We start from the raw sequence: 26,724 nt of genomic DNA, 5'->3' as shown, positions 1-26,724 counted from the left end.
TGGCCCCCATTCGTGCCAGATCAGCCTTTCGTGGCGTTGATCCTGCCGGGGCCGGCAGGGAAGCCGCGATTGAGCCGCATGGCCGGAGGAGAACAATGCACATGCTTTGGAAAGGCTTCCAGAAACCCAAGCGCCTGGCCGCTGACACCGAAACGCTCACCGACAAGTACGGTCGCTTCTGGGCGCAGCCCTTTGAGCGCGGCTTCGGTACCACCATCGGCAACGCACTGCGCCGCGTGCTTCTCAGCTCCATCGAGGGCGCGGCTGTCACCGCCGTCAAGATCGAAGGCGTGCTCCACGAGTTCCAGTCCATTCCCGGCGTGGTGGAGGATGCCACGGACATCATCCTCAACCTCAAGCAGGTCCCATTCAAGCTGAACGGCGAAGGCCCCAAGGCCATCTACCTGCGCTCCGACCAGCCGGGCGTGGTCACCTCGGGCATGATCGAGGCCGACGCCGACGTCGAAGTCCTCGACAAGGACGTCTACATCGCCACCGTCAGCGAAGGCGGCAAGCTCGATATGGAAATGCGCCTCAAGCGCGGCCGCGGCTACATCTCCGCCGACAAGAACTTCGAAGAGGACCTGGGCATCGGCTTCATTCCCATCGACTCGGTGCACTCGCCGGTGCGCAAGTGCAACTACACGGTGGAAGCTGCCCGCCTGGGCCAGATCACCGACTACGACAAGCTCACGCTCGAGGTCTGGACCAACGGCTCCGTCAGCCCGGCCGACTCGATTGGATTGGCCGCCAAGCTGGTGAAGGACCACATGAACATCTTCATCAACTTCGAAGAGGAGATGGAGACCACCGCCGCCACCGACGAGCGCAAGCCGGAAATTCGCAACGAGAACCTCAACCGCTCCGTCGAGGAGCTGGAGCTTAGCGTTCGCAGTTACAACTGCCTGAAGAACGCCAATATCCAGTCCATCGGCGAACTGGTGCAGAAGAGCGAGGCCGAAATGCTGAAGACCAAGAATTTCGGCCGCAAGTCGCTCAACGAGATCAAGGAAATCCTGGCCTCGATGGGGCTCAGCCTCGGCATGAAGATCGACGAGCACGGCAACGCCGTAGCCGTCAATCTGCCGCAGCAGTCCGCCGGCATCGGCGCCTTCGAGCATCAGCAATAGCAGTTTCGAGTTTCAGTTTCAGTTTCGGTTGGGTTTTGCCGAAACTGAAACTGAAACTGAAACCTTTTAAGGATCGGAATCATGCGTCATTTAAAAGCTGGCAAGAAGCTGGGAAGAAACACCAGCCACCGTCGCGCCTTGCTGCGCAACCTGGTCACCTCGCTCATTCTGGAAGAGCGCATTGAAACCACCGAACCCAAGGCCAAGGCCATGCGCCCGCACGTCGAGAAGATGATCACCCTCGGCAAGCGCGGCGACGTTGCCGCCCGCCGACTCGCCGCCTCCTACCTGATGACGCGCGCCGCCGTCGACAAGCTGTTCGACACCGTCGCGCCGCGCATGGGCGACCGCAACGGCGGCTACCTGCGCATCATCCGCACCGGATGGCAAAAGGGCGACGGCGCCGAGAAAGCGTTTGTCGAGCTGATCGGCAGCGAGAAAGCCATCGCCGCCAAGCAGCACAAGCGCGCCGAAGCCCGCGCCAAGCGCCGCGAAGAAACCAAGAAGGCGATGGAAGAAGCCGAAGCCCAGGCTACTCCCGCCGAAGCTCCGGCCGAAGGCGAATCCAAGGGCGAAAAAGAGTAAGTCGTAGTCGGTAGTCCGTAGCCCGTAGTGCGGTTCCGGACTGCCGACTACCGGACTACCGACTACATTTCCCATTCCGAACTCGCCCCTTTCGCTTTCCCCACAACTTTTCCCCGCCTGATCGGTTCCTATCATTAAGTCCCGATTCCAAGGAGACCGAAATCATGCGGGCATTCACCCGAATTTCTATCGCCCTGCTGTCCCTCCTTCTCGCCGCCGCGATGGCTGCGCAAACCGCGCCTGCGCCGAGCGATGACGCCGCTGCTGCTCCCCACAAGATGATGCCCCGGCACAACGGCGGCTTCGAGCGCATGGCGCAGCAACTCAACCTCACCGACCAGCAGAAGACGCAGATTCAGGGTTTCACGCAGGCCGGGCGCCAGCAGGCGCTGTCCATCAAGCAGGACACCTCGCTCACGCCGGAGCAGAAGCGCGACAAGTTCCGGCAACTCCGCGCCTCCACCCATCAGCAGATCCTCGGTGCCCTCACGCCGGAACAGCAGCAGCAGATGAAGCAACTGCGTAGCCAGTATGCCGGTATGGGCCGCGGAAGGGGACCCCTGGCGCAGCTCAATCTGACCGACGACCAGCGCGCCAAGATCCAGCCCATCCTGAAGTCCTCGCGGCAGCAGGCGCAGGCGGTGCGCAACGACACCACGCTGACGCCGGAACAGAAGCAGGCCAAGATGCGCGACATTCACCAGGGCGCCATGTCCCAGATGAACTCGCTGCTCACGCCGGAACAGCAACAGCAGTGGCAGGAGATGCGGCAGCACCGCGGCCCTGGCGGCAAGCCCGGCCCGCCGCCGCCCACGCCGCCGAGCGGCTTCTAGCTGCGCTGACTTTGACCGACAATGGAGCGCGTTCGCTTTCGGACGCGCTCTATTCTTCTTCCACGGATCGCGGCGAAACTGCGAAAGCGATTAGCAATTAGGCAGTCACCATCACCTGTTAATTGCTAATTGCTTCTTGTTTCCCTCTCGCCTTACGCACGGCGACGAACAACAACTGCACGAATGCCGCAGCCGTGGTATCCAGCGCGACATCGCGGATCGTGCCGGTCCTTCCCGGAAGGAACACCTGGTGCCACTCATCGAGGCTGGCGACGGCCGCCGCCGACAGCAGCGCGAGCACGGCCGCGCGCGCGCTCCACGCCGTCACCATTGCCGACCACGAGGGCAGGCGCGTGGCCGAGCGCGGTAGCGTCAGGGTTGCCCACCAGGCGCGCAGCATCAGCAGGCTGAGGATTCCATAGCCGACACAATGCCCGATTTTCCGCCCGACCGCGTTGAGCAGTTGCAATTGCGCAAGCGTGATTCGCGGATCGAAAAACCGGGCGATGGCAAGAAGCAGATGTCCGGTGTTTTCCGCCGACATCAGCGACGTGGATTCAAAGGCGATTACCGCCAGCCACAGCAGCGCGGGAATCCAGGCGCGGCCAACAGGCTTGTTCATTTATTCGACGCGGTAATTCGGCGCCTCGCGCGTGATGGCCACGTCGTGCACGTGGCTCTCGCGCATGCCGGCGTTGCTGATGCGCACGAAGCGCGCTTTCTGCTGCAGGTCGGCAATGGACGCCGAGCCGGTGTAACCCATGCCGGAGCGCAGGCCACCGACGAGCTGGTAAATGATCATCGAGAGCGGCCCCTGATAGGGCACGCGCGCCTCGATGCCTTCCGGCACCAGCTTGGCCAGGCGGTTGCCGTCGGCATCTTCGCGGCCGACCGGCACCGAGGAATCGCCGGGACTCGACTCCTGGAAGTAGCGCTCGCTCCCGCCCGCCGACATCGCCGCCAGCGAGCCCATCCCGCGATACGCCTTGAAGGTGCGGCCCTGGTACAAAATCGTTTCGCCCGGACTCTCGTCGGTCCCGGCGAACAGCGAGCCGATCATACACACGCTGGCGCCCGCGGCCAGCGCCTTGGTGACGTCGCCGGAGTACTTGATGCCGCCGTCGGCGATCACCGGAATCTGCGCGTCGCGCACCGCGCGGAACGCCTCGGCGATGGCGGTGATCTGCGGCACGCCCGCGCCGGTGACGATGCGCGTGGTGCAGATCGAGCCCGGCCCGATTCCCACCTTCACCGCGTCCGCGCCCGAGCGCGCCACTTCGCAGGCGCCGTCGAAGGTCGCGACGTTGCCGGCGATCAGCTCCACCTCCGGCAGCTTGGCCTTCACCGTCTTGATCGCTTCCAGCACGCGCGTCGAGTGGCCGTGCGCGCTGTCAATGGCGATCACGTCCACCTTGGCCCGCGCCAGTTCCTGCGCGCGCTCCAGGTAATCACCGGTGGCGCCGATGGCCGCGCCCACCCGCAGGCGTCCCTGATTGTCCTTGGCGGCGTTGGGGTATTTCAGCTTTTTCTGGATGTCCTTGACCGTGATCAGTCCCTTGAGCGTGTACTTGTCGTCCACCACCAGCAGCTTCTCGACGCGGTGCTTGTGCAGGATCTGCTCCGCCTGCTCCAGCGTGGTGCCGACCGCCACGGTGATCAGGTTTTCCTTGGTCATCACTTTGCTGATGGGAATGTCGGTGCGGGTCTCGAAGCGCAGGTCGCGGTTGGTCAGAATGCCGACCAGCTTTTTGTTCTTGGTGATGGGCACGCCCGAGATGCGGTAGCGCTCCATCACCTTGAGCGCGTCGCTGACTTTGTCGTCGGGCGACATGGTGATCGGGTCCACGATCATGCCGCTTTCCGAGCGCTTCACCTTGTCCACTTCGCCGGCCTGCTGCTCGATCGTCAAATTGCGGTGGACGATGCCCATGCCGCCCTGCTGCGCCATGGCGATCGCCATCTGTGCCTCGGTGACGGTGTCCATGGCGGCGCTGATGAGGGGAATGTTGAGCGTGATGTTGCGCGTGACGCGGGTCTGGGTGTTGACCGCCGCGGGCACCACATCGCTGCGCGCCGGCAGGAGAAGAACGTCGTCGAAGGTGAGCGCCTCAGGAACAGGAAAATGGATCATTCTTCACTCGCTGGGCTTTTCGACATTGTAGCAAGTGATGTCGGATTGCGTACGAGCGGCATTTCAGGGCTTGCGGTCGCAAACCCGGAATGTCCACGAATGCGCTAGACATGGGAGTTCTGTCCTCTTCCGACATGATCATGGGGGTACGGAGGGGGCAGGTAGTTGAAACTCCGGCGCTTATTGAACATGTTCAAATTTCGATTGACACGACGGCTCGCTGCAGGCTAATATTTGAACATGTTCAAAATCGGCGAGAAGTCGGCCAAGGGCGAAGCAGCGAGAGAGCAAATCATGGGCCACGCGCTGCGGCTGTTCCGTGAACACGGATTCGACGCGACCACCATGCGCGACGTGGCCGCCGGCGCGGGCGTGGCGCTCGGGCTTGCGTACTACTACTTCCCCAGCAAGGAGGCGCTGGTCGCCGCCTACTACGATCAGGTGCAGTCGCGCCACGCCGCCATGCTGGAAGAAGAACTCCCGCGCGCCGCGACGCTGGAGGAGCGGCTTTCGACGGTGTTGCACACCAAGATCGACATTCTGCAGGACGACCGCAAGCTGCTGGGCGCGCTATTTCGCTACACCGGCGACCCGGAGCACCCGCTGTCGTTCCTGGGGAAAGCGACGCAGCCATTGCGCGCGGAATGCATGGAACTGTTCCGGCGCGCGGTTGAGGCGGAGCGCCTGCCGCACGATCTCGCCGACCTCCTGCCCATGCTGCTATGGGCGATGCACATGGGGATCCTGCTCTTTTTTTTATATGACGGGTCGCCAAATGCGCAGCGCACCCGCAAATTGATTGACGGCTCGGTCACCCTGGTGGTGCGCATGCTGTCGCTGGCGAGATTTCCGTTGCTGCGCCCCCTGCGGCGGCACGTTCTCGGCGTGCTCAAGGACGCGGGATTGAGCGAACCCACCCTATCGCTCCAACCCCGGGAGCGATAAGGGTGGGGCAAGCGCAAACCGGCGCGAGGGGAGAGATGCGATGAGCACAGACTTCAGGGCTTGGCGGTTTCTGCGTTGGCTGTTCACCTGGAACGGCGGGGTGACAAGAGCGCAGTATTTGGTCGCGGGATCAGCGCTGCTGGCGATCAAGTACGCCATCGATCGCTGGATCGCCTCGCTCTACGGCCAGACGTGGCATGTCCTGAACTACTTCTTCCCCACACGGCAGGCCTCGCCGTTTCACACGCCCAACCAGCATATGTACCTGACGCTGTCGGCGGTGGCCCTGCCGTTTTTTGGGACAGGAATTGCATTGACAATGCGGCGGTTGCGCTCTGCTGGCCGCAAGACGTCCTGGGTATTCCTGTTCTTCGTACCGGTGGTGAACCTGGCGTTTTTTCTTTCGCTGTGTCTGCTGCCGGAGACCGTCAAGGATGCCGGCGTGCCGCCCGCAAGATTCGAGAATGATGTTAGGCCGCGTAATGCGACGGCCAGCGCGGCGCTGGGCGTGCTGCTTTCCATCGCGATTGCCTTGCTGCTAGTCCTGCTGAGCGTGGGCGGGTTGAGGCTATACGGCGCGGGCTTGTTTCTCGGTGTTCCGTTCGGCATTGGCTTCGTCTCGGCAACGATCTTCAACTACAACCAGCGTCGGGCTTGGGATGCGACGGTCGGCGTCGCATTACTTGCAGTCCTGTGTCTCGGCGTTGCCCTGTTCGGCCTCGGCTTTGAAGGAGTGGTCTGCTTGCTGATGGCGCTGCCGTTAGCACTAACTCTGGCGACAGCGGGCGCGCTGCTGGCATGGAACATTCAGGCTTTCCGAGAGAGGCCGCAATCTCCACCGACGATGGCCGCATGGGTGCTGGTGCTGCCGCTCGCCATGTTCATCGAAAATGCGGTGAATCCCAGGCCGCCGGTGCTTGCCGTCACGACAGCAGTGGAGATCAATGCTCCGGCGGAAACGGTGTGGCGCAACGTGGTCACGTTCCCGCCGCTGGTGCCGCCGCAAGAAATGCTATTTCGCACCGGGATTGCCTATCCAACTTCGGCGGTGATCCGCGGGCGCGGTATCGGCGCCGTACGTTACTGCCGCTTTTCAACCGGCGATTTCGTTGAGCCGATCACCAAGTGGGACGAAGGGCGCTTGCTGGCTTTTGACGTGGTGGCGCAGCCGGTGGCGATGCGCGAGTTGAGTTTCGCCGAGATTACTCCGCCGCACCTGGAACGAAACTACATGCGGTCGCGCAGCGGACAGTTTCGCCTGGTGCCGCTGGCCGGCGGCCGGACGCGCCTCGAAGGCACCACCTGGTACCAGAATTACTTCTGGCCGCAGCCGTATTGGCGGATGTGGTCGGACTATATCGTTCACCGCATTCACATGCGCGTGCTGCTGCACGTGAAAGCGGAGGCGGAACGCGACGCATCCACGCCGGGCGCTCCTCACTGACGTGTCCAGAGTGAATCTGGGTCCGCGCTGCTCGCGCTCGAGAGCGAGCGCGCTCCAACCGTTAGTCCGCGGCGGCGACTTGGTATTGCTCCAGCTTGCCGTCGGGCATTTCGAAGGTCCAGGCGCGCACGGTCTTGTTGGCAAACTTCACCTGGTAACTCCGCAGCACCATGCCGCCGCGCAGCGCCTGGTTCGTCTGGGTGAAATCGGTGGGCGTGCCCAGCGGCCCGAGGCTGGAGGCGAAATCCTTCAGCGCCTGCTCGCTGAAATAGAAATTGGCATTGTCGGTGAAGAGCGCGCGGTTGATGGTTCCATGCTGCAGGCCGGCAAAGATCTGGCGCGCCTGCTCCAGCTTGCGCGCCGTGTCGGCGTCCTGGAGAGCGAGGGTGGCGAGCTTTTTGGCAATGTCGCCGGAGGCGCTCGCCGCGTCCTGATTGGTGAGCACGACGACGGCGGCGTTGTCGTCGGGAAACACGGTGTTGGTGGCGGTGAAGCCGGAGACTTCGCCGCCGTGCGAGAGCGCGCGATGTCCCGACTCGGAGCGCACGGAGACGCCCAGCCCGTACTGCGTGCCCAGGCCGTTGGCGAGCACGGTTTCGCTTTCGAACTGCTTGTAGGAGGCGGGGCTCATGATCTTGCGCTCGAGCAGCGCGATGTCCCACTTGGCGAGGTCTTCGGCGGTCATGGCGAGCTCGCCGGCGGCGAACATCCAGCCTGCGCCGGCATCGGGAGCGACGCGCGCGGGGCCGAGGCCATAGCGCAGGTAGCCGGTGGGATCGGCCGGGGCGATGCCGTGCTGGTCGAAATCAGCCACGCTGGCCATGTTCAGCGGCGTGAAAATGTGATCGCGCAGGAACTGGAAGTAGGATTTTCCGGTGACTTTCTCGATGATGGCGCCGGCGATCACGTAGCCGGTGTTGCTGTACTGCCATTTCGTGCCCGGCTCGAAGTCGAGCGGCTTGCGCGCCCAGGTGTCCATGATTTTTTCGGCGGTCGTAGGCTTGAGCATCATGGGCATGACGTAGTCTTGCGGCCAGAAGTCCTGGTAGCCGGAGGTATGCGTGAGCAGTTGGCGGACCGAGACCTGGTTGGCGCGGGTGAGGTTGGGGAGAAACTTGCCAACAGGGTCGTCGAGCGAGAGCTTGCCTTGCTCCTGCAGCAACAGCAAGGCGACGGCGGTGAATTGCTTGCTGATGGAGCCGATGGAGTAACGCATCGACGGCTTGACCAGCGTGCGCGGCTCCAGGCGCGCTTCTCCGTAGGTCTGGAGGTAGGCGATGCGGCCGTCCTTCACCACCGCGATGGAGGCGCTGGGCACGCCGGTGGTGGCGAGGATCTTGGTGGCGGCGACGTCCATCTGGTAGCGGACGTCGTTGGGAAACTGCGACCGCCCCTGTTGGGCGTGGGCGGCGAGGGTGGCGACGAGAATAAAGGCGGCGATGCGTGTGCGCATGGGTGGCTCCAGGAAACTGGGCAGTTTAACAAAGTTGGGAGTTCTGAGTTGTGGGTGGAAACCAAGACCATTGCTGATTGCCGATTGTCGATTGTCGATTTACAAAAACATTGGACCGCAAAGGACGCGGAGGTCGCCAAGGCAGAACAGCAGATTCCGCCCCTTCGGCTTCGCTCAGGGTCGGAATGACAAATCGGAGAACGACTGAAACTGAAACTGAAACTGAAACTCGGAACTGATTAGTCCGATCCGGCGGGTCCGACGGGAGCGGCGTGAGAGGAGGGTTCCGCCGGGGAAGCATGGCGCAGGCTGACGACGCGTCCGCCGGGACCGAAGCGGTAGGGTTCGCCGCGCCAGGTGAAGTTGCGTCCGGTGAAGCTGGCCATCCAAAAGAAAAATCCCAGCAGGTCGCGGATTGGGTAATACCAGAGGTAACGCCAGATTTCGGGATCGCGTACCACGCCCCAGCCGACCACCAGCGCCTGCACCCAGCGGTTGACGATGCCCCAGGCGAGCAGGGTCAAGGCAAGCGTCCAGTATCCCCAGGCGGCGGCGACGATGAAACCGAGCAGCGCAAACGGCGTGGCGAAGGTCAACCCGCTGCCGATGTGACCGGCGGGACGCGAGAAGCGGGTGCTGCGCATCCAGCGGATCTGGCGGCTGATCATGGCACGGTTCAGGGTGATGTGGTCAATGACGACGTGGGAGAGGACAACGCGATATCCGGCAGCATCAATCTGGCGGCCGATTTCGTAATCGTCGGAATGATAGTCGGCGAGGACGCGAATCCCGCCGATGTGGGCGAGCACGTCCTTGCGGGTGGCGGTGGTCGGGCCGAGCGCGAACTTCATGCCTTCGAGCAGGTCGGCAACCAGCACGCCGGAGGTGAGCTCGACGGAAAAGCCGGCGGCTTCCAGGCGAGACCAGGCGCCACCGCTCGGCTTGCCGCGGTAAATACAGGTGACCAGGCCGACCTCGGGATCGCGCAGCGGGGCGACGATGTTGCGAAGATAGTCGCGCGGGACGCGGACGTCGCTGTCGCCGATGACGAGGTAGTCGTATTCGGCGGCGGCGATCATCTTATGCTCGGAGTAGACACGAGGGTTGGGCCAGATCGGGTCGCCGGAAAAGACGCAGCGCGCCTTGACTTCGGGATAGCGGCGGCGAAGCTGGTTGACGACGGCGATGGCGGGATCATCGGCGGTGCGCGCGCCGAAGATCAACTCGAATGTGGGATAGTCCTGCTGGAACAAGGATTCCAGATTCTGTTCGAGCAAGGGCTCAAGGCCGCACACGGGCTTGATCACGCTGACGGGCGGAAGTTCCTGATCGCCGAGGCAGGGAGCGGCGTCGGCCCTGCGGGCGCGCTGTCGGAAGCGCAACGCGGCCACCATGACCAGCAGGAGAAAGCCGGTCGAGCTCACCAGCCCCAATATTGCGATCAACAGCAGAAACTGAGGCATCACCACCTATCCTAAGCTCAGCCAAACCCGGCAGCAAACAAAAGGACTCGGAGAGTAACGCGAATTTTGTAAAGTTTTGTATCGAAAGCCGCTAAGGTTGGAAAAATGCATAGATCCCGAGACTCGCACCCCTTCGCCCCCTCGGCCGCACTCGGGGTCAGGGCAGGCTCCAGCACGCGGGCCCAGGATGACGCCCGCAAAATTGCTTTGCGTTATTCGTTGGCCTGAACGGGGCGGACAATCTTGTTATAGATCGCCAAAACCACCGCCGTTGCCAGGCCCACTGCGGTAACGGCGAACCAGATTCGCCTGGGCTGGTGCAGGACTTCGCCGTAGTGGTGGACGAGTCGTCCGCCGAACCATCCGCCGATCAGAGACCCGATGCCGATGGGAAGAAAAGCAAATCCCATGTAGGTACCCTGCTGGCCCGGCGGCGCGAGGCGCGAGATGTACTCGTAATAACGCGGCGACTGGATGATCTCGCCCAGCGCCAGGACAAACAACGAGAGCACCGCGCCCCAGACGGTCGGACGCAATGCGAGGATCACCCAGGAAACCGACGTGATCACGGTGCCGAGGATCACCGCCTGAAATGCGGGGATGCGGCTGGTCAGGTAATTCACCGCCAGGGTGAGCGCGATGACGGTGAGGCCGTCGGTGATGAGGATCAGCTCGACGTCGGCGCGGGGATCGATATAGCCGTGGATGTAGCCGGGAAGGCTGATGTACTGCTGCCAGAACACGACCCAGTATCCGGTGAACAAAACCAGGAACCACATGAAGCGGCTGATACCGGCGAGCACCACGACGAGAAGCACGGCCCAGATCCACCAGGGAACGGTGAAGCCGGCGAGCAGCGAAGCTGCGCCGAGCGCGAGCGCAACCAGCAGCACGGGCACAACCAGTTTGTAGTTCCCCAGTACGACGCAGAAATTGCGCGCGACCTCGGCGATGGAGGGCGGAGGGGCATCGCCGGCCTTGCGGGGCTCGCGGAAGAAGATCAGAACGACGAAGAACATGGCGAAGACGCTGACCGCGGCAACGCGATACACGTTCGCCAGTCCCAGGTGACGATGCGACCAGGAGGCGACGTAGGGTCCGGCCGCGCCACCGATATTCACCATGGTGTAGTAAATCGAGTAGCCGATGGAGCGGACGTTTTCCTTCGAGGCGCGCGCGGTGGTGCCTACGACGCACGGCTTGACCAGGGAAACGCCGAGCGCGGGAAGCATCAGGATGAAGCCGACAAAAAGCGCCAGCGGCACCGCGTTCCGCGCCGGCGCCAGCCAGGGCGCGCCGATGGAGCCGATCAGAAAATACGCGGTGGCAAGGATGAGGTAAGCGACGGAAAGTGCGCGGCGGAACCCGAGGCGGTCGGCGGTGGCCCCGCCGAAGATGGCGAGGAACCAGACCATCCCGCCGAAGATGCCGGTCAGCGTGCCGGTCTGCTGGGTGGAAAAATTGAGTTGTTCCTGCAGGTAGAGAGCGAGCGACGAGAACGCGCCGTAGTAGGAGAGGCGCTCAAAAATTTCGGTGATGTTGGCGACCCAGAAGGGACGCTCGAAGCCGGTGCGAATCTCGCGCAAGCGCTGCGCAAAGCTCAAGGCGTTCTCCTCGACCTCAGTTGTGAGTTGTCAGTTGTGAGTTCTGAGTGTTCGGTCACAACTCAGAACTCACAACTCAAAACCCGCTAATGCGCGCTCCACAACCGTCGCTCAACCTCCGCTGCACTGAGGCCGGTGACGCGAATCACCTTGTTCCGGCTGGTCTGGCCCGCGGCTATGGTAATCGAGGAACGCGGCAGCTTCAAAAGATCGGCGAAGAATTCGATGCAGGCTTCGTTAGCGCGGCCTTCGATGGGGGGCGCGGTTAGGGAGATCTTGAGCGCGTCGCCGAGCGTGCCGGTGAGGGCGTTCTTCTTCGCGCGCGGATGCAAGTGGACGGCGAAGGTGGCGCCGGATGCAGTGTCGTTGATCGGGATCACAGGCGGTTTTTACCACGGAGGACACGGAGGAAGGGGAGGAAATCGAGGAATGAAGGCTGATACAGAGATTTTCGTCGCGCGCGAGCGGATATCGGTTCGCCTGAAGAAAAGCAGGTTCCTCGACTCGGACGCGCCAACCCGCGCGCCAAAGGCGGGCGCGCTGGTTGTTTGGTGCGTCCTCGCTCGGAATGACACTCATATAGTTGTTTGCTGTTCCTCTGTGTCCTCTGTGGTTAAGCCTTGGCTGTTCGTTCGCCGAAGATTGCGGTGCCGAGGCGCACGCACGTGGACCCTTGTTCGATGGCGACTTCGAAGTCGTGCGACATGCCCATGGAAAGTGTATCGAGGCGGATGGCGGGAAGATTGCGGCGGGCAATGTTGTCGCGGATTTCGCGCAGGCGGCGGAAAAAAGGACGCGAGCCTTCCGGGTCTGCGGTGAAGGGCGGAATGGTCATGAGGCCGCGGAAGTCGAGGTGGTCGAGGCGCGCGGCGGATTCGAGCAGCGCGCCGAAATCCAGCGAAACGGGATTGAGCCCGCTTTTGCTTTCCTCGCCGCCGAGGTTCAGTTCAATGAGCACCGGCAGTCGCTTGCGCGCGGTTGCGGCGGCGGCGTTGAGTTTTTCGGCGAGGCGGAGGGAGTCTACCGAGTCCACCGCGGAAAAAACCTCGACCGCTTTGCCGGCTTTATTGGTTTGCAGGTGGCCGATCATGTGGAAGTCGGCGTCGGCGAGATCGCGGAGCGCGGGAGCCTTTTCCGCGAATTCCTGGACGCGATTTTCGCCGAAGAGGCGCTGGCCGGCATCGTAGGCGGCGCGGATGGCGTCTGGGCCGAAAGTCTTGGTGACCGCCATGAGCGCGATGTCGTCGGGGGAGCGGGCGGCGCGGCGGGCGGCGGCGGCGATGCGCTCGCGGACGGCATTGAGATTTTGCGCGATGGACATGAAAAGCAAACCACAGAGGACACGGAGGAACACGGAGGAAAAGGCTATGAATGTAATGCCGTGCGTTCAAACCTGAGCGCAACTCCAAGCGACCGCGGGGGCCTTCGACTCGGGCGTACGCCCTCGCTCTGGATGACAGCCGTCTAGATTCGTCTTGTCCCTTAGATTCTGTTTTCCTCTGTGTCCTCTGTGGCTAAGCGTTTTACATAATTGCGGTCGGCGGCGCGGGCTCGTCGGGGCTGCCGGCGTTGGCCAGCGGCACCTTGATCATGACCGCGACCAGGAGCGCCAGGCCGATTAGGCCGGAGATCCAACCGTTGCCGATCTTGACGTCGAGCATGGTATGGCCGGTGCCGACGATGGAGGCGATCACCAATCCGCAGAGCGCTTCGCCGGCGATCAGGCCGGAGGCGGTGAGCACGCCAGCGTTTTCGACGCGAGCTTTCTGCGCGTCGTTGTAGCCGCGGCGGTCGCGCAGCAGGTCGGTGATCCAGCGAATGACGCCGCCGACGAAGATGGCGAAGGTGGTCTGCAGCGGCAGGTACATGCCGACGGCGAACAGCATGGGGCTTTTGACCTGCACCATGATGAGCGCGAATCCCATGAAAATGCCGACGACGACCAGCGGCCACGGCATGTTACCGCCGACGATTCCCTGGCCGAGCATGGCCATGAGTCCGGCCTGCGGGGCGGGCAGGGCGGCGCTGCCGAAATGGTAAGCCTTGTCGAGAATCATCAGCGGGAAGAAGAGCACCAGCGAGGCGACGACGACGCCGAACATGTCGCCGATCTGCATTCGCGAAGGCGTGCCGCCGAGGATGTGACCAACCTTGAGGTCCTGCAACATTTCACCGGCCACGGCCGAGGAAACGCAGACCACCGCGGCGACACCGAGCACCGCCGCCACGCCGCCCGTTCCGCCGACGCCAAGGGCGACCATCATGAGCGCTGCGACCACCAGGGTGCACAGCGTCAGGCCGGAGACGGGGTTGTTGGAAGAGCCGATCATGCCGACCAGGTTGCCGGAGACGGCGGCAAAGAAGAAGCCGAGAACGATCATGACGACGGCGGCCACGACGGCGCCGGTCATGATCTTGCCGCCCGGCATGTTGCCCGCGCCGGAGATGAAGAACCAGTAGAGCGCGATCATGGCGACGAGCACGACGGCAACGCCCAGAAAAACGACCTTGGCGTTGAGGTCCTTTTCGGTGCGGTCGGCGACTTCATGGGCGGCGGCGGATTTCTTCAGGTCGGAGACGGCGCGGCTCATGCCGATGCCGAGCTGCTTGCGCATGCGGAACAGGGTAAAGCTGGCGCCCACCAGCATGCCGCCGACGGCGATCGGGCGCACGATGGAGAACCACATGTTGTTGGCCAGGGCGGCCCAGTCCATGGCCGCGCCCGCGGGCAAACTGGCCTGGATGCCAGGTCCGAGAAAGTAAACTAGCAATGGAACCAGCAGGCCCCAGGCGACGACGCCGCCCGCGAAATTCAGCGCGGCGAGGCGCGGCCCGATGATGTAGCCGACGCCGAGATAGGCGGGGCTGATGGCAGGCGTGTCGAAAGTAGTCATGCCGCCGGTGGCGACCACGGGTGCAGCGGCGGCGCGGCCGATGCGCAGACCGCTCGCCATGGTCGGAATCCTCACCAGGATGGTGCGCACATACCAGAAGACGTTGATCTGGCTCAGGAAGTACATCACCGCGCCGAATCCCATGTTGGCGAAAAGAATCTTGGCCGCCTTGGCGCCTTGCTGTCCGGCCTTGTGAATTTCCGAGGCGGCGACGGATTCGGGGAAGGGCAGCTCGGGGTCCTCGACCATGACGCGGCGGAGCAAGGTGACGAACAGAATGCCGACGGTGCCGCCGATCACCATGAGCGCGACCGATTGCCAGTACTTGTCCACGCCCAGGACGGGGTTGCCGGCGGAGTCGCGCCAGAGGCCGGCGATCACGAAAGCCGGAATGGTGAAGACCGCGCCGGCGGCGACGGATTCGCCGATGGAACCGACGGTGCGCGCGATATTTTCCTCGAGAATCGATCCCTTCATCAGGCGAAGAATGGCCATGCTGATGACCGCTGCGGGATAGGTGGCGGCGATGGTCATGCCGGCGCGGAGGCCGAGATAGGCATTGGCGGCGCCGAGAATACCGGTCATCAGCAGGCCGAGAATGACGGCGCGGGCGGTGAACTCGGGCATCGGCATGGTCGGCGGCACGAAGGGCTGGAACTTTTTCGGCGGCGCCTGATTGGTGGTCATGGTGCTCATGAATCCTCGATTCAGATTCCAGCGTTAGAAATGAAGACCGCGCAACGTAGCACGGGGGAAGCCGGATGACAACCCGATCACCCCAGCAGGCCAACATGCGGGCCTGCCGGGGGACCCCGCGAACGAAGATTCTACGCTGGCAGCGGGACGGGTGGGAAGCGCGCGGAGCGCGTTAGACGCGGGGTTGCGGCCCGAATCGGGTGATCTGGCGATCGGCTGATCGGGTGATCGCGAACAGCATCCTCCGTTCGGGCTCAGATTAATTTTGTGCAAAACGATGCAGCGGTGGCAGACCGGGCCGTTGATGCCTGCCGACTAAGCGGCTATACTGACAGAGTTGACGCGAAGGCCCGCCCTGGGCTTGCGGTCGCGAGGAGGGTCGTCTTCAGCAGTAGCGGAGACCTAACCCGGTCGGTCGAGGAACCCGCTGAGCAAGGGCACTCTTTTGTTTTTTCCCTAGCCGACGGATTGTTGTCGGTGTTGTTCCCCTCCCATTGCAGGCTGTGCCAGGCGCCGCTGACGCGGTTATCGCGGCTGCCGGTGTGCCAGGCGTGCCTGGCGGACATCCGGCCGATTGAGGGACCGCGCTGCGCCGCCTGCGGCGAGCGGCTGATGAGCCGGCATTTGCACCAGGAGACACGCGAGGGCGTCCTTCGACAAGCTCAGGATGCCCCACCATCGTTGTGCCTGATGTGCATGCAGAATGAGCCGGCGTTCACGCGCGCCGTGGCTTACGGCAGCAATGAGGGCGGACTGCGCGATCTGGTCCATCTGCTGAAGTACGAGCGGGTGCGTCCGGCGGCGAATCTGCTGGGACGGATGCTGGCGGAAGTGGTGGCCGAGCTGGCGGAGGCATTCGGGCCGCAGCCGCCGGTGGTGATGGCGGTGCCGCTGCACACATCGAAGATGCGGCAGCGCGGCTTCAACCAGTCGGAGTTGATCGCGCGCGCCATGCTCAAGCTGACGCCGGCGGCGCTGGACGTAAAGCTGAACACCACCGTGCTGGTGCGGCATCGGGCCACCGAATCGCAGACGGGATTGACGCCATCGCAGCGGCGGGACAACGTGCGCGGGGCGTTCCAGGTGGTGCGCGGCGACCCGATCAGCGGGCGCGACATCCTGTTGGTCGACGATGTATTCACCACCGGGAGCACGGTGTCGGAGTGCGCGCGCGTGTTGCGCCGCGCCGGGGCCGGGCGCGTTTTCGTTGCGACCGTGGTTCGGGTGCTGAAGCCGGAAGCAGAGAGGGTGGCGCCGGAATTTGAGGAGCCGCAAGCGGTGGTAGCGCAGGCGTAGAAGTTCCCAGTCTCCAGTCGCCAGGCGGCAGAAAGAGAATCCCTGGAGACTGACGACTGGAGACTGGCGACTAGGGTTTATGTCAGGCGGGAAAGGACACATACCGGGTCACGCGCATCGCAGGCCGATGTTGGAAGCGGCGCCGCCGTCTGTCCACGAGGGCAACGGGCACGGAGTGATGCACACGCCGGTGCTGGTGCTGAACGCGTCCTACGAGCCGATCAATGTGTGCGCGGCGCGACGCGCGATCGTGCTGGTGCTGAAGGGCGTCGCCATGACCGAGGAGGAGAACGGGCACTTTCTGCACGCGGCGCGCCTCACCATCCGCGTGCCGTCGGTCATCCGCCTGCTGGAATACCGGCGCATTCCGCATCAGACGCGGGCGCTGTCGCGCAAGAACATCCTGCTGCGCGACCGCAGCAGTTGCCAGTATTGCGGCGCGGTGCTGGGCTCCAGCGAGTTGACGCTGGACCACGTGGTGCCGCGGTCGCGCGGAGGGCTGTCCACCTGGGAAAACCTGGTGGCCTGCTGCCACACCTGCAACCGGCGCAAGGGGAACCAGCTTCCGATGGAAGCGAACATGAAGCTGATCCGCGAGCCGAGAGCGTTCAACCTGCATACCAGCCGGCACATCATGCGGCTGCTGGGACATTCCGACGCGAAGTGGCGGAAGTACCTCTTCTATTGATCCGGCGATCGGGTGAGCGAGAACCATCACCCAGACCGCCTCTCACCGATCCGATAACGCAGATCTCCCAGTTGTGCAAGGCCTTGCCACTGCACGGCCTGCGCACAGGCCTGCGGCCCCTTGTCGCGCTGATAGTCGGCACACATTACCGCTGCAGCTCCGGGGCGGTGGAAAAGCGATAAACCACCTTGACGCGGAACGCGCGCCCGTCCTGTTCAATGCCGCTTTGTACGTGCTCCGGGGCGGGGGGCGAATACCAGCGGCGGTCGAACAGGTTGTAGCAACTGGCGGAGAACTCCCAGTGTTGGCCCAAGGGGCGGCTGGAGACGGTAAGATTCGTCAGAAGCGACGGAGAGACGCGGGCATCCTTGTAGCTCCTTTGCGCGCTGGCGTAGAGCAGTTCCAGCCCCACGATGGCCTTGCCGGCAAGGGGCGCCCGCCCGTGCAGTTTGGCCAGGTGCAGCGGGGCATTGTTCAGGCGTGACCCGGTGGTGGGATCGCGGGCATCGGTTGCCGTATAGCTGGCGCGAACGTTGAAGCCGGACATCTGCCCGGCCCGCGCTTCAAACTCCAGCCCGCGCGCCGTCAAGTGGCCGACATTGATGAATTGCGCCAACCCGGTGGCGGGATCGGTGGTGACGTCAATCAGGTTGCCAATCGAATTGTGAAAGAGGCCGCCGCTGAGGAGCAGCCAGGAGGTGACGGTCCGCTCCAGCATTACGGTGTGCGAGAGCACGGTTTCCGGCGAAAGCCCGGGATTGGCCTCGACGCTGAATCCATCCGCGTAATAGGCCTGATAGGCATTGGGGGCGCGAAATGCGCGGCCGAAAATGTACTTCACGGTGGTCCGTGAATTCGGCTGGTAGATGGCCGCAAGGCGAGGGCTGGCGGTGGCGCCGAAGTGGCCGAAGTAGTCGATCCTTCCGCCGGCCGACACCGTCAGGGTCGATAAGAGCTTGAGTTCGGCCTCGCCGTAGGTGGCCGCCCGCCAGGGATTGCGGCGGTCATGGACGTACCAGGCGACGCCGATGTCGTAATTATCCTGATTGGCCCGGAAACTGTATTCGTACTCCGCGCCCACGCTGATGCGGTGGCGGCCCAAGGCGCGCCCGAGGTTGAAGTCGACGCCGGCCCATTCGGCGAGGGCATCGTCCGCGTTCAAGTAGCGGCCGGAACCATCGGGTTCGCTGTAGGCATACTCACCTTGATAGTGGTAGTGATCGTAGTAGGTGCGCAGGGTGAGCTCGGTGCGCGCGGCGAAATCGTGGTGATAGCTGAAATCAAGGTAAGCGTTCGTGTCCCGGGTCCAGGTGCCGGGATCGTTGAAGCGGGTGCCGAAGGAAGCCGTTGGAATGGTTTTTCTGCGCTCGGACAAGAGTCCCTGCAGGCGAAAATCCTTGTAACGCAGGTCGGCAAAGAGGTGCCCGAAGGAGTCACCGTCGGCATCGATGGCGCGGCCGCCGTTGATGGAGGAGAACTCCGGATAGTAAAGGACTTCATGGCCGTCGCTGCGGTACAGGCTGCCGGAAACCAAGGCCGAGGCGCGGCCGTGCTCCAGGCTGAGGGTTACGCGTCCGGTCCGGCTGAGAAACGAAGCGTCGCTCCCCGCCACCTCCACCTGGAAGGGAGCGCGGGGCTTGCGGGTGATGACATTGACCACTGCGAAGATGGCGTCGGTTCCATACAGGGAGGAACCCGGACCGCGCACGATCTCGATGCGCTCCACCAGGTCCATGTCCAAAGGGAATTCGGTGCCGATCGAGGCGCTGTCGTAGATATTGTCGTTGATCCGGTGGCCGTTGATGAGAAACAGAACGCGGGAGTTGTAGTCGCCGGGCCGCAGCAATCCGCGCACACCGAGGTAGGAATAGTTGCGGTCATAGGCGGTGTAGAAACCGCGCACGCTGTTCAGGACTTCGCTCAGCGTGCGCCAGCCAAAGGTGGCGATCTCCTCGGCGGTGACCACAGTCACGGCCGCCGGCGCGGCGCGCGCCTCCTCCAGGTGGCGCGAGGCGCTGAACACTTTCACGCGCATTAGTTCCTCGATGGTGAGGGAGGTCAAGTCATCCCCGGCGCCGGTCTGTCCCCGCGCCAGCCACGGGGCGCACAGGATGCAGAAAAGCGCCGTGATGGTGAGGGCTCGTGTCGGCTGCATCGTTGGTTTTTCCCGCTCGTCCCAAGCTACATCGAAGTGGGAGCGGCGGCGGCCGCCGACTGGCAGGAATTCATGTGCCGGTTCACCGATCCGGCGCACTTCCCGAAACGGGATGCGGCAGTGCGGTCGCGGCGTGAAGGGCTCGGTAGTTAATGGAAAAGGGCAGCGAGATCGTTCCGCTGCCCTGCTGTTCTCCGGTTCTAGAAACTAGAAACTAGAAACCAGAAACTCAAAACTGTTATTTCGGCGGCTTCTGCTGCTGCGCCTGCGGCTGGCCCGGCGGTGGCTGATCGCCCTGGCCCTTGGGCAGTTCCTGGCCTTCGTAGGTGATCTTCACATTGGCGCCGAAACGCTTGTAGTTGATGTACTTCACGATCTCGCGGATGTGAATGTCACCGGTGGAAAAGTGCAGGAAATCATCGGCCTTGGTGTAGGTAGGGAACCAGTAGCGGCCGTCAATCTGCTCGCGCCAGGTGGTGAAAGCAGGGAACAGGTTCTCGTCCCCCTTTTTCCCCGGACGAATGTCGGGCACGGTCTTGCCGTGGGTCTTCACGATCTGGAAATCGCGGTCATCGACCCAGATCCGTCCCTGGAAGTAGCGCTTGTTCTTCTCGATGGTCTTGGGCGCGATGTCGAAGACATAACAGTGCAGCTCGTCCTCCTGCTGCTGGCCCGCGTACAAGATCTGGTACTCGGGAATCTCGTCGGAAGTGAGGACGAAGGGCAGACGGTGACGGATGTCGGCGAAGTCTTCACTGGACATCCGAATCCCGCCGTTCTCCAGAGTCGATTGTGGCGCGAACTTGACCTGTTCGAGGCGGCGGCCCTTGTCGTCGAAGACGACGTCGAAGACTTCCTGGAATTCGCCGGTGACAGTGTTGCCGTCCACGGTCTGGACCTTCACGTCCTGGCGGTAGGTGTAGTTGTCGCGCGCCTGCTTGAATTCCTTTTCCTTGGCGGCAAAGCGCTGGATGATCTGGTCCACCGTGATGCCTTTGGGCTCCGCCGGATTCAACGGGCCTTCCTGGGCGAGCGACAGCAGCGGCAGTGCCAGGGCGACAACAAGAAATGCGATGCGGGAGACTTTTCGTTTCATACGATTGGAACAACCCCGAGATACGCGGGAAAGTTGCGTTTGCGTCCTGCTCATTTAGATGCGCGAGAACGGTTGTCGGCTTTCGTCGGCAACCGAATAACACAGAGACACAGAGTCACAGAGGAGCAATTGTTGCCTTCTTCCTCTGTGTCTCTGTGACTCCGTGTTCATCATTCTCGCGCCATCTGGCGGCGATAGCTTCCCGTTTCGGATACTACTTCTCCATTGTATCCGACCCCTGAACGTTAGGCAGACAGTAAGCCCTGCTACACTTGTCCGTTTTGTCGGGAGGCACGGCAATGATTCGTCGCGTGATCATCCTGGTGATGCTGGTGGCGGGGTTGGGCTGGGGACAGCAGAAGCGCCCGTTCACCTTTGAAGACATGATGGCCCTGAAGCGCGTGGGCGAGCCGGTGGTCTCGCCCGATGGCAAGTGGGTGGCGTTCAGCGCGGTCGAGGTCAACCTGAAGGAGAACAAGAAGACGCCGCACCTGTGGGTGGTGCCGCTCAACCCACCCTTCGCTGGCGCGAAGGATGGGGCACCCGAGGCGAAGCAGATTTCGAGTGACGCCGCGGGTGAGGACCGGCCGCGCTGGTCGCCGGATGGGAAGAAGATCGCGTTCATTTCGGCGAAAGAAGGCGGCGCGCAGGTGTGGGTGGCGGATTTCGATCCGGCGGCGGTCGCGCTGGGCACGCCGCAGAAGATCACCCGCATTTCGACCGAAGCGGGCGGAGAGCTGTGGTCGCCGGACGGGAAGTACATCCTGTTCACCTCCGACGTGTATCCTGATTGCCCGGACGATGCCTGCAACCAGCAGCGCGACGAGCAGAAAACAAAGTCGAAGGTGCAGGCCACGATCTTTCGCGGGCTCTTCTTTCGCCATTGGTCGAACTACACGGGCGATAAGCGCACGCACATTTTCGTTCAGCCGGCGGCGGAACCCACATCTGCCAAACCCGGGCAGATGTGGGGCACCACAGCGCGCGACCTGACGCCGGGGGATCACGACGCGCCGCCGTTTTCCCTCGGCGGGCAGGACATGTACGCCTTCTCGCCCGACGGGCAGGAGGTGGCGTTCACCAGCAACATTGACGAGGTCGGGGCGGCCTCGACCAACAACGAGATCTTCGTGGTGCCGGTGGCGGGCGGCGCGCCGAAGAAGATTTCCACCTCGCCGGGGTCGGATTCCACGCCGCTGTATTCGCCCGATGGGAAATACATCGCGTGGCGCATGCAGGAGACGCCGGGGTACGAGAGCGATCGCTTCCAGTTGGTGCTGTACGACCGCAAGACGGGGTTGCTAACGAGCCTCACAAAGGGCACCAGTCGCGATTTTGACCGGTGGGTCGGTTCATTCACGTGGATGCCCGACTCGAAGCTCATTCTGCTGACAGCGGAGGACGAGGGCGAGTCACCAATCTTTTTCCAAAACATTATTCCCAATGCTAACCGCGGCCGTGCCCTGATCGTTCGCGGACACAATGATGATGTCGCGATCACTCCAGATGGCAAGGCAATCGTTTTCACCAGAATGTCGGTCCGTGCACCGAACGAAATCTATCGTGTGGCACTGCCGCGAACTGACAATCGTGACGCAGACGCACTAACTCATATCAACGACGCCGTCCTCTCCCAAGTCTCCATGCAGCCGCTGGAGCCGTTCTGGTTCACGGGCGCGGCGAATCAGAATGTGCAAGGCTTCCTGGTCAAGCCGCCGAATTTTGATGCCTCGAAGAAATATCCCGTGAAGTTTCTCATCCACGGTGGGCCGGAGGGCGCGTGGGGAGATTCGTGGTCGTACCGCTGGAACGCCGAGTTGATGGCCGCCAGCGGCTACGTGGTGGTGATGATCAACTTCACCGGCTCCACCGGCTACGGGCAGAAATTTACGCAGGCCATCCAGGGCGACTGGGGCGGGCGCCCGTACCAGGACCTGATGCTTGGGCTGGATTACGTGGAGAAGACATATCCGTTCGTGGACAAGGACCGCGAGTGCGCGCTGGGCGCCAGTTTCGGCGGGTATATGGCCAACTGGATCCTCGGCCACACCACGCGCTTCAAGTGCATCGTGTCGCACGACGGAACGTTCAACACCGCGTCGGCGTACGGCACCACCGAGGAGTTGTGGTTTCCCGAGTGGGAGTTCAAGGGCACTCCGTGGACCAACCGCGCCATGTACGACAAATGGTCACCGCACATGTTCGCGCAGAATTTCAAGACGCCGACGCTGGTGGTGCATGGGCAGCGCGATTACCGGCTGGATGTCTCGGAGGGATTCCAGTTGTTCACCACGCTGCAGCGTCTGAAGGTGCCGTCGAAGATGCTGTACTTCCCCGACGAAGGACACTGGGTGCTGAAGCCGCAGAATTCGCAGCTCTGGTGGAAAACGGTTGGGGAATGGGTGGATTCGTATTTGAAGAAGTAAGGCGTTGTCGGTTTACGGTTGTCGGTTCTCGGTAAAACGAGATCTTCGCGCAGTTGTTACCGAAAACCGATAACCGACAACCTTCTTCACCGCTCCGCTGATCTCGATCTGAGCGGCGAGGTCCGATCGGCGGATCCATTTGGAGTGGTGCTCCCCAGCGTGTGCAGCGTGAAGCTGACCGTCTGCCCGTTCGCAATGCTGGCCTGGATATCAACCTGCACCGCGCCCCAAGCGGCGGCGATCTCCGGTGTGTAGCTCGCCTGGCCCCATCCGTCGGAATCAACGGTCACGTCGGCACTGGAAATCACGATCGGCTGCGCACGATGCCCGGTGACGACTTCGCCTGCCTGCTGCACGGATCCGCTGCCCGGATCGCGATACACGGCGATGTAGAAGTGAACCGCCATGCCGGCGACGGAATTGGGCGGCACGTTGTTATCCGACACGCGGACGCGGACGGGCGCGAATATTTGTCCAACAGGCAAGTACTGCTCGTCGCCGCCCGCCTTGAGCAACTGCGCACCGCCGACCGGGTAAACATAGAAGATATCGCACGCGGTCTGCGGCGCGACCCCGACGCAGGCACTCACGCGCACTTCCGACGCGAGGTTTGTGACCGCAAGAGTGGAGCGTGCTTCGCCGGCGGAATCGGTGGTGGCGGTGGTCGAGGTGAGCGAGCCGGAACCGAGCATGACCTGGAATTCCACCAGGCGTCCGGGAAGCGCGGCGCCGTTTCCGGCCACCCGCGCCAGCAGCGGCACCGAGGCGGTGGTGTTCGCCGCGACATAGATTCTCGGCGGCACCGCCGAGATCATCAGCGAGCCGCTGACGCCGTTGACCGTGGCCGAAGTTGTCTGCCCGTTGGCGAGAGATGCGCTAATCGTGGTTGGGCCCGCGGCCTTCACCAAAATCCAGATGTCGGCTTCGCCAGCGCCGTCGGTGGCGACGAGGCACGCGGTGGTGTTGCACGGCAGCAACGACACCGAGGAGCCCGGTGCGGTGAAGGTCACGGACGCGCTGGCGACGGGCGTGACGCCGTCGGCGGCGAGTACCCGCACGCGAAATGGGTTGGGCGCCATGACCCCGACCGGAACCGGCGGATTAGAGCCGAGCAGCAATTGCAGCGTTGTCCCCCCGCCACCGCCGTAGGTGATGGCGCCGGGGATGCCGGCGGTGGCGCCGGTCGCAGGGTCGGTGAGGGTGAGGTCGTTGACGCCATCGGGCAGCGCGGGCGCCGCAACCAGCAACTCATCCACGGCATAGGAGAGGACGGCGGCGGAGGCGCCGCCGACGGTGACGTTGATGCCCGGCACGAATCCCATGCCGGTGATGCGCAGCACGGTGCCGGCGGCGGCCTGCGCCGGGGAGACGTCGTCGGCATAGAGCAGGCGGGCGCAGTAGCGGAAGTCAGGGCGGCCGTCCCCGCGGGCATCGGCAATGGCGAGCTTGTACATCCCGGCTGAGCCAAGCGTGGCGCGCAGGCGTGTCGTGACGCCGGCAACGTTCAACCAGGTTTGAGCGGCGAGCGGCGCGTCGGATTCGGCGGCGTCGGGCGCCCACAGGCCGATCACGGGCAGTGCCTTGGAGGTGGTCGCGGCGGCGGCGTCGTCCAGCGCGGTGATGTCGAGGGTGAAGCTGCGATTGGACCTGGCGTGCAAGGCGTGCCAGTCGAAGTCGCCGTAGTAGCCGAGCGACGCGGTCCAGTGGCCGGCGCCGGGAATGGCCGCCGGCTGCGCGAACGAATGCGGCTCGGTGCTGTCCAGCGGCACGGAGGCGGCGCCCTGCATGACGATGTCCTGGACAAGGTCGCCGCCGCGATTCACGGTGAGCACCAGCGGCGCAAACGTTCCCGATGGCCTGACCTGCGACAACTTATACGGGCCGGCGGCCAGCGCGCCGGTATAGAGCGGATTCATGGCCTCGACCGTGAGCTGGAATCGCGCGCTGTTCGAGCCGGTTGGAATTTCCAGGCCCGCGAGGTCGTAAAAACCGCGCAGCGCCGGGTCATCGGATCCCCAGTGATCGAACCGCTCCCCGGTGGCGGCGGTGAACCCGGTGATCTCGTTGCCGGCATTGCCGCGAAACAGGAAGCCCGAGAGGGACGACGCGGTCGCGGCATGCGACGCCGCGCCGGTCACGGGATCAATATATCGTGCAACGATATTAACGCCCTGCATGCCGTCGCCGGGCGCGGTGTCCCAGCCGGGGAACAGGACGCGCCCGCGAATGCGGGCGGTGGAGGAGGCGAATGCCGTTTTACCCGGGAACTGCGTCAGGTTGCCGGAGGTCACGGGATAGAGCCGCGAAATGGCCGCGCGATCGTCCATGCGGAGCTGGTCGGCGTTGTAGGCGCATCCGTAGGAACGGCCGCACAAGGCGCCTTCGGGATGCATCAGGGGGAAGCCGGCAGTGTCGTCGGTGGTGGGGGGCGGCGAGCCGGTAAAGACGTTGTCGTTGAGCTGTGACCAGTCGAGACCGAGCGCGCGGCCGATCATGCGCGCCAAGGCGTAGCGCAGCAGCGGCAGGTCGGTGGAGATGCGCGCGCAATTTCCGTTGACGATGAGCAGCGCATGCGCAATGTGCGCGTCGGCGGTGAAGCGGTCGGGTCCCCCGACCACGGCGTTGGTGGCGCAATTCTGCGCCGCGGAAGCGCCGGTGCCGAGCAGCGCATCAATGACGAGGCCATCGAAGTCATAGACGATGGCGAACGGCTTGGCGGAGGTCGGCTGGATGTCGGCGGGCATGCTGAGCACGCCGCCCGAGCGCGTGACGTTGGCGCCGCTGACGTCTTCATCCAGTTGACCGGCGCGGGTGGCGGCGAGCGCCGCGGTGGGTACCGAAGTCCAGAGCGAGAAGGCGCCGGCGACGAAGGTGTTCGCGTCCGCCTGGCGCAGGAGCGTGCTGAGATCGCCCTGGTCGGTGTAGTACGAGATCTGCCCGCCGGACCAGCTCAGGGGCGTTCCCGCGGCGCCGGAATTGAAGCCGCTGCCGGCGACGTACAACGGCCCGCCGGCGTGGGCCGCGATGGGCAGCGCCAGGGCAAGCAGCGCGGCGAGGGTGAGCACCCGGATTCGCATCGTCATTCCGCGACTGGCGCGCGCGCCGGCGGCCGGGAAGATCGAACCGGGTTGTGTGGGGAAGGCTCCGGCGGCACGCCCAAGGATGGCTCATCGGCAATCTGCTGCGCGACGGCCGCCATCGAAAGCGGCGAATCCGCAAGCGAGATGTGCCCGCGCGTGCCTGCCACCGTGGAGGTGAGACCGAGGTTCTCCGAGGGCGGGTACAGGAACAGCAGCAGTTCTTCGCCGACGCGGTAGCGGTCGCCCGAGGTCCAGAGCCTGTCCCATTCACTGACGGTGAGCAGCTCGCCGGCCGTGGCGCCGCGCAGGGCGTCCTCGACCAGGAAGGTGATGCGCACCACGCCGATGTCACCGGGGGCGGCGGAGGCTACCGGTTCGATCTTCTGCACCGTGCCGATGAAGATGATGCCGGCATCGTGGGCCAGCCGGCGCAGGTCAAGAGTATCCTGCCCCGACGCCAGGGGCACGAGCAGAAGCGCCAGGAGGACGGTCGAGCATATATATCGGCTCACGATATAAAATCTCGGAAACCGGGCACCTTAGGGGAAAGCCGATTTTAGGCAGCGCATGGCGCCAGGGTCTGTGAAGCGCGGCACTTTCCGGCGTGACACGGTCCCGTAATGGGAAACAGGGCCGCTCCGCCGGTTTAGAAAAGGGATTCCCGGCAGTCCGCGGTATGGCGTCCGCCGGCCGAGACTGGGGGAGAGACGCAACCACTTGTTTGCCAATACAATGCTAACCGGCCCGTTTAGCATCTGAGGATCGAGGGGAAGGGGACTAGCCATGCGTTCGTTCGCTGAGAAAC

The 26,724-nt window shown here is 63.4% G+C and carries 20 protein-coding genes; 8 read left to right on the top strand and 12 right to left on the bottom strand.

Annotated features, from left to right (window positions below; genetic code table 11):
• Positions 1-101: 101 nt before the first annotated feature.
• The 3 genes from LAN70_04630 to LAN70_04620 all read left to right on the top strand — a co-directional run bounded on the left by LAN70_04630 (position 102) and on the right by LAN70_04620 (position 2,548).
• On the top strand, positions 102-1,130 hold the full coding sequence (locus LAN70_04630) for a DNA-directed RNA polymerase subunit alpha (GenBank protein MBZ5510437.1): 1,029 nt from the start codon (positions 102-104) through the stop codon (positions 1,128-1,130).
• An 81-nt stretch (positions 1,131-1,211) separates the two neighbouring features.
• Positions 1,212-1,715 (top strand): 50S ribosomal protein L17, encoded by a 504-nt coding sequence (gene rplQ, locus LAN70_04625; GenBank protein ID MBZ5510436.1) that lies wholly within the window; start codon positions 1,212-1,214, stop codon positions 1,713-1,715.
• Positions 1,716-1,879: 164 nt separating this feature from the next.
• Entirely contained in the window at positions 1,880-2,548 is a 669-nt protein-coding gene (locus LAN70_04620) for a hypothetical protein (GenBank protein MBZ5510435.1), read from the top strand.
• Positions 2,549-2,666: 118 nt separating this feature from the next.
• Here the strand turns inward: LAN70_04620 and LAN70_04615 are convergent, their stop codons facing one another.
• A complete protein-coding gene (locus LAN70_04615) occupies positions 2,667-3,170 on the bottom strand; it encodes a VanZ family protein (protein ID MBZ5510434.1) in 504 nt (167 codons plus the stop codon).
• Positions 3,171-4,679 (bottom strand): IMP dehydrogenase, encoded by a 1,509-nt coding sequence (guaB, locus tag LAN70_04610; GenBank protein MBZ5510433.1) that lies wholly within the window; start codon positions 4,677-4,679, stop codon positions 3,171-3,173. It abuts the gene before it with no gap.
• 234 nt (positions 4,680-4,913) lie between these two features.
• Between guaB and LAN70_04605 the strand changes: the two genes are divergently transcribed.
• Together LAN70_04605 and LAN70_04600 are read left to right on the top strand one after the other, a co-directional pair.
• Positions 4,914-5,624 (top strand): TetR/AcrR family transcriptional regulator, encoded by a 711-nt coding sequence (locus LAN70_04605; GenBank protein ID MBZ5510432.1) that lies wholly within the window; start codon positions 4,914-4,916, stop codon positions 5,622-5,624.
• A 40-nt stretch (positions 5,625-5,664) separates the two neighbouring features.
• Positions 5,665-7,068, top strand: coding sequence for a hypothetical protein (locus LAN70_04600; protein MBZ5510431.1), 1,404 nt, complete (start codon positions 5,665-5,667; stop codon positions 7,066-7,068).
• 61 nt (positions 7,069-7,129) lie between these two features.
• Here LAN70_04600 and LAN70_04595 read toward each other — a convergent pair whose 3' ends face one another.
• The 6 genes from LAN70_04595 to LAN70_04570 form a co-directional block, all read right to left on the bottom strand.
• On the bottom strand, positions 7,130-8,521 hold the full coding sequence (locus LAN70_04595; protein MBZ5510430.1) for a beta-lactamase family protein: 1,392 nt from the start codon (positions 8,519-8,521) through the stop codon (positions 7,130-7,132).
• Positions 8,522-8,760: 239 nt separating this feature from the next.
• Positions 8,761-9,984, bottom strand: coding sequence for a bacteriohopanetetrol glucosamine biosynthesis glycosyltransferase HpnI (gene hpnI, locus LAN70_04590; protein MBZ5510429.1), 1,224 nt, complete (start codon positions 9,982-9,984; stop codon positions 8,761-8,763).
• A 212-nt stretch (positions 9,985-10,196) separates the two neighbouring features.
• Positions 10,197-11,588 (bottom strand): MFS transporter, encoded by a 1,392-nt coding sequence (locus LAN70_04585; GenBank protein MBZ5510428.1) that lies wholly within the window; start codon positions 11,586-11,588, stop codon positions 10,197-10,199.
• An 86-nt stretch (positions 11,589-11,674) separates the two neighbouring features.
• On the bottom strand, positions 11,675-11,968 hold the full coding sequence (locus LAN70_04580) for a DUF167 domain-containing protein (protein ID MBZ5510427.1): 294 nt from the start codon (positions 11,966-11,968) through the stop codon (positions 11,675-11,677).
• A 233-nt stretch (positions 11,969-12,201) separates the two neighbouring features.
• Complete coding sequence (locus LAN70_04575; protein MBZ5510426.1) at positions 12,202-12,909, bottom strand: YggS family pyridoxal phosphate-dependent enzyme; 708 nt, start codon at positions 12,907-12,909, stop codon at positions 12,202-12,204.
• Between the two features lie 202 nt (positions 12,910-13,111).
• Complete coding sequence (locus LAN70_04570; protein ID MBZ5510425.1) at positions 13,112-15,109, bottom strand: oligopeptide transporter, OPT family; 1,998 nt, start codon at positions 15,107-15,109, stop codon at positions 13,112-13,114.
• A gap of 546 nt (positions 15,110-15,655) precedes the next feature.
• Between LAN70_04570 and LAN70_04565 the strand changes: the two genes are divergently transcribed.
• Positions 15,656-16,474, top strand: a complete 819-nt coding sequence (locus tag LAN70_04565) for a ComF family protein (GenBank protein MBZ5510424.1) — start codon at positions 15,656-15,658, stop codon at positions 16,472-16,474.
• A gap of 178 nt (positions 16,475-16,652) precedes the next feature.
• On the top strand, positions 16,653-17,162 hold the full coding sequence (locus tag LAN70_04560) for an HNH endonuclease (GenBank protein ID MBZ5510423.1): 510 nt from the start codon (positions 16,653-16,655) through the stop codon (positions 17,160-17,162).
• Between the two features lie 145 nt (positions 17,163-17,307).
• Here LAN70_04560 and LAN70_04555 read toward each other — a convergent pair whose 3' ends face one another.
• Both LAN70_04555 and LAN70_04550 read right to left on the bottom strand, forming a co-directional pair.
• Complete coding sequence (locus tag LAN70_04555) at positions 17,308-19,317, bottom strand: TonB-dependent receptor (GenBank protein ID MBZ5510422.1); 2,010 nt, start codon at positions 19,315-19,317, stop codon at positions 17,308-17,310.
• A 238-nt stretch (positions 19,318-19,555) separates the two neighbouring features.
• Positions 19,556-20,413: a hypothetical protein gene (locus tag LAN70_04550; protein ID MBZ5510421.1), complete on the bottom strand. Its 858-nt coding sequence runs from the start codon at positions 20,411-20,413 to the stop codon at positions 19,556-19,558.
• Between the two features lie 299 nt (positions 20,414-20,712).
• Between LAN70_04550 and LAN70_04545 the strand changes: the two genes are divergently transcribed.
• Positions 20,713-22,839 carry a S9 family peptidase gene (locus LAN70_04545; GenBank protein ID MBZ5510420.1) on the top strand — a complete coding sequence of 709 codons (2,127 nt, stop codon included), beginning with the start codon at positions 20,713-20,715 and terminating at the stop codon, positions 22,837-22,839.
• A gap of 86 nt (positions 22,840-22,925) precedes the next feature.
• Here LAN70_04545 and LAN70_04540 read toward each other — a convergent pair whose 3' ends face one another.
• Together LAN70_04540 and LAN70_04535 are read right to left on the bottom strand one after the other, a co-directional pair.
• The gene (locus LAN70_04540; GenBank protein MBZ5510419.1) at positions 22,926-25,922 is read right to left on the bottom strand and encodes a hypothetical protein; all 2,997 of its coding nucleotides are present in this window, start codon (positions 25,920-25,922) and stop codon (positions 22,926-22,928) included.
• Positions 25,919-26,431: a hypothetical protein gene (locus LAN70_04535; GenBank protein ID MBZ5510418.1), complete on the bottom strand. Its 513-nt coding sequence runs from the start codon at positions 26,429-26,431 to the stop codon at positions 25,919-25,921. Before LAN70_04535 ends, LAN70_04540 begins: the two co-directional genes overlap by 4 nt.
• Positions 26,432-26,724: the final 293 nt, after the last annotated feature.

This window comes from Terriglobia bacterium (assembly GCA_020072845.1).
Taxonomy (GTDB): Bacteria; Acidobacteriota; Terriglobia; order Terriglobales; family Acidobacteriaceae; genus JAIQGF01.
This window is presented reverse-complemented; position numbering and strand designations above follow the sequence as displayed.

Coding starts and splice junctions, on each gene's coding strand:
- LAN70_04630 (MBZ5510437.1), top strand. CDS start 102: ATGCTTTGGAAAGGCTTCCAGAAACCCAAGCGCCTGGCCGCTGACACC.
- rplQ (MBZ5510436.1), top strand. CDS start 1,212: ATGCGTCATTTAAAAGCTGGCAAGAAGCTGGGAAGAAACACCAGCCAC.
- LAN70_04620 (MBZ5510435.1), top strand. CDS start 1,880: ATGCGGGCATTCACCCGAATTTCTATCGCCCTGCTGTCCCTCCTTCTC.
- LAN70_04615 (MBZ5510434.1), bottom strand. CDS start 3,170: ATGAACAAGCCTGTTGGCCGCGCCTGGATTCCCGCGCTGCTGTGGCTG.
- guaB (MBZ5510433.1), bottom strand. CDS start 4,679: ATGATCCATTTTCCTGTTCCTGAGGCGCTCACCTTCGACGACGTTCTT.
- LAN70_04600 (MBZ5510431.1), top strand. CDS start 5,665: ATGAGCACAGACTTCAGGGCTTGGCGGTTTCTGCGTTGGCTGTTCACC.
- LAN70_04595 (MBZ5510430.1), bottom strand. CDS start 8,521: ATGCGCACACGCATCGCCGCCTTTATTCTCGTCGCCACCCTCGCCGCC.
- hpnI (MBZ5510429.1), bottom strand. CDS start 9,984: ATGCCTCAGTTTCTGCTGTTGATCGCAATATTGGGGCTGGTGAGCTCG.
- LAN70_04575 (MBZ5510426.1), bottom strand. CDS start 12,909: ATGTCCATCGCGCAAAATCTCAATGCCGTCCGCGAGCGCATCGCCGCC.
- LAN70_04570 (MBZ5510425.1), bottom strand. CDS start 15,109: ATGCCCGAGTTCACCGCCCGCGCCGTCATTCTCGGCCTGCTGATGACC.
- LAN70_04560 (MBZ5510423.1), top strand. CDS start 16,653: ATGCACACGCCGGTGCTGGTGCTGAACGCGTCCTACGAGCCGATCAAT.
- LAN70_04555 (MBZ5510422.1), bottom strand. CDS start 19,317: ATGCAGCCGACACGAGCCCTCACCATCACGGCGCTTTTCTGCATCCTG.
- LAN70_04550 (MBZ5510421.1), bottom strand. CDS start 20,413: ATGAAACGAAAAGTCTCCCGCATCGCATTTCTTGTTGTCGCCCTGGCA.
- LAN70_04545 (MBZ5510420.1), top strand. CDS start 20,713: ATGATTCGTCGCGTGATCATCCTGGTGATGCTGGTGGCGGGGTTGGGC.
- LAN70_04540 (MBZ5510419.1), bottom strand. CDS start 25,922: ATGACGATGCGAATCCGGGTGCTCACCCTCGCCGCGCTGCTTGCCCTG.